This window comes from Synechococcus sp. R6-5 (assembly GCF_047461775.1).
In the GTDB taxonomy this organism is placed as follows: Bacteria; Cyanobacteriota; Cyanobacteriia; order Thermostichales; family Thermostichaceae; genus Thermostichus.
In genome coordinates this window covers 1-2681 of the sequence record NZ_JANSHV010000348.1, presented here as the reverse complement: position 1 = coordinate 2681, position 2681 = coordinate 1, and the positions used below count along the sequence as shown (strand labels likewise).

Annotated in this window: 2 protein-coding genes and 1 tRNA gene; 1 reads left to right on the top strand and 2 read right to left on the bottom strand. The window is 58.6% G+C overall.

The window, feature by feature from the left end; all coding sequences use genetic code 11:
• Positions 1-28: 28 nt before the first annotated feature.
• The gene (gene zds / locus NW818_RS13615; protein ID WP_414424857.1) at positions 29-1468 is read right to left on the bottom strand and encodes a 9,9'-di-cis-zeta-carotene desaturase; all 1440 of its coding nucleotides are present in this window, start codon (positions 1466-1468) and stop codon (positions 29-31) included.
• A gap of 152 nt (positions 1469-1620) precedes the next feature.
• Here zds and NW818_RS13610 point away from each other — a divergent pair.
• Positions 1621-1692, top strand: a tRNA-Gly gene (locus NW818_RS13610).
• A gap of 106 nt (positions 1693-1798) precedes the next feature.
• On the opposite strand, the gene NW818_RS13605 is transcribed toward NW818_RS13610, so the two are convergent.
• Positions 1799-2626 (bottom strand): D-alanyl-D-alanine carboxypeptidase family protein, encoded by an 828-nt coding sequence (locus NW818_RS13605; protein ID WP_414329610.1) that lies wholly within the window; start codon positions 2624-2626, stop codon positions 1799-1801.
• Positions 2627-2681 lie beyond the last annotated feature (55 nt).

The window sequence follows — 2681 nt, the reverse complement described above, 5'->3', positions numbered from 1 at the left end:
CTTATTATTGACTAGAGTCATGCTCCTATCAGGGATCCCTGTGGGCAGCCAGAATGGCCTGAGCAGCCAGGTGGCCGGAGAGGGTGGCCCCTTCCATGCTGTCGATGTAGTCTTGGGCGGTGTAGCTGCCGGCAAAAAAGAAGTTGGGTACTGGGGTCTTTTGCTGTGGGCGGTAGGGATCCATGCCCGGCGCTTCTCGATAGAGGGAGTGGGCCAGTTTCACCACGCTGTACCAGGTCATGTTCAGTTGCCGGGATGAAGGAAACAGCTCGTGGACTTGGTGCAACACGTGCTGGGCAATTTGCTCGTTGGGCATGGAAATGAAGGGATCCCCCGGCGTGAGCACACATTGTAACAGGGATCCCTGGCCGGGTTTGTAGTAGTCGGCGGGGCTGGTGAGGGCCAGATCGGCAAAACAGGAAAAATCGGCATCGGCGGTGTAGAGGAGATTATCGATGCCAAGAGCCTCTGGGTGTTCGCTGGCTCGCTTGGCCTGGCCTTGGGGGGTCAGCTCCGTCACCCAGCCATCGAAGCGCAATTGCACCGTGGCCACCGGTACAGATTCCAGCTTGTAGAGGTTGTCGAACTGTGGCCACTGCCGCCATACCTGCGGGATCAGCCGTTTGGCCCCTTCCACCGCCGCTGCGCACACGTACACATCTGCCTCCACCCGCTCTCCATTGGCCAAGAGCAAGCCGGTCACGGGGTAGGGAGAGGAGTCGCTCACTTCAATGCGGCTGACCCCCCTGCGGGTGTGGATCTGGCCCCCGCGGGCTTGGATGTAGCGGACGATGGGCTGAGTGAGGTAAGTGTCCGGGGATCCCTTGAGGAGATTGAGCTTGGAGGCCTCTGTTTTGCTGGCAAACATCTGAAAGATCGTCAGCATACAGCGGGCAGAAATCTGCTCTGTATCGATAAAGCCCAAGGCATAGGCAATCGGGTTCCACATCCGCTTCAGGCTACCCTCGGATCCCCCATGCCGCCGAAACCAATCGGCAAAGCTCATCCGATCCAAGGCGCGAATTTGCCGCATTGCCCCTTCATAGTCCAGCAAGCCGCGAATCAAAGGGCTGGTGCCCAGCGCCAAGGCGTTGCGCAGCTTGTCCGCCCAAGAGAGCTGCTCGGTGGTGAAAAAAGCTTTGAGGCCGTTGAAAGGCGCCCCCAGGGGAAAGCGAAAATCCAGACTGGCCGTTTGCCCACCTCGGTTGACAAAGGTGTGGGTGTGTTGCTTGGGCAGCAGGTTCTCGTAGGCCCCCACCTTTTTCATCAGGGCAAACAAATTGCTGTAGTTGCAGAAAAAAACGTGCAGCCCCATCTCGATGTGGTTGCCATCGGCATCCTGCCAGGATCCCACCTTGCCGCCGACAAAAGGCCGCGCCTCGTAGAGCTGCACCTCGTGTCCTGCTTCAACCAAATCGACTGCCGTCACCAACCCGGCCAATCCGGCCCCAATAATGGCTACCCGCATAGCAATACCCTCAAACAGGCGCTGCCCGGGATCCCGCCCAGACTTTGCGCAACTGCAAAGAAAGATGAACTTCTCTCATTCTGGAACAAAATGCGCCAGGGATCCCTGACTTGACAAACCACCGCAAAACTTGCCATCATAAATTTCCCGACGCGGATGTAGCTCAGTGGTAGAGCTTCTCGTTGCCAACGAGACGGTCGCGCGTTCGAATCGCGTCATCCGCTTGCTTAGGCTTGTGAACCCATTCAAGAGGGGAATGAGATCCCTGCAAGGGAGAGGGCCGTGACGGTAGTCCCAAGGAGCTCCCCCTTTCCTCTCTCCCCAAAGGAGTCAGCCCTCACTCCCAGCTCTTCTCCCTCTGGAAGACGGGAGAGTAGGGGTCTCGGTTTGATTGGGCTGATTTGGGAATGGTTTGATTTGGGGAGCGTAGAAGGTCTCCAGGCTGTCACGGTCGCCCACAAAGCGCCAGTGCCAGGGTTCGTAATTCACCCCCTGAGGGTTGTTTCTGGGGAAAGACAGCTCAAAGCCAAAGCGGGCCGCGTTGCTCTGCAGCCACTGGAAGGCCGGGGTGGTCTCAAAGGCTTCTTGAGTATCCCACTGCGGAAACCCGGCATCCCCAAGGTCGATGGCATAGCCAGTGTGGTGCTCGCTGTAGCCAGGGGGAGCGCTGACAGCAGCCCGTTCTTCGGGTCGCAAGGCTCGGGATTGAGCCAATTGAAAAAACAAGAACTCTTGATCTGCAATGGAGCGAAACCCGGAAATGGGGACAAGGCGGATCCCGGCAGCTTGAGCTGCTTCGCTCATGCGAAGGTAACTTTCAGCAGCCGCCTGGCGTAGGCGCACCTCACGACCACGGTAGCTGCCCACCACCCGCAAGCTGTCTGCAGGGGCTTCGGAATAGGCATAGTGCCCCAACAGAGAAGGTCGCCCATTCTGCACAGTTGGCTGCGGCAGAGAGGGCTGACCGGCTTCTTCCAGAACTTGGGGATCCGCCGCCTGCTGGGATCCCGGTAACTTCTCTATCCCCCAACCCGCCAGGAGCACTAGCCCAACCAGCACCAGGCCCAAGACTAGACGGGACCTCAGGGCAGGCACCGAACTTTGCGCTTTTTTCGCCGGAGTGGACTGGCGACGGGCGACCGGAATGTCGTCGTTCATGCGCAAAGGCCGGGATCTAGCGAGGAGTAGTAAACTACCCGACCCTGACTACTTC

Coding starts and splice junctions, on each gene's coding strand:
- zds (WP_414424857.1), bottom strand. CDS start 1,468: ATGCGGGTAGCCATTATTGGGGCCGGATTGGCCGGGTTGGTGACGGCA.
- NW818_RS13605 (WP_414329610.1), bottom strand. CDS start 2,626: ATGAACGACGACATTCCGGTCGCCCGTCGCCAGTCCACTCCGGCGAAA.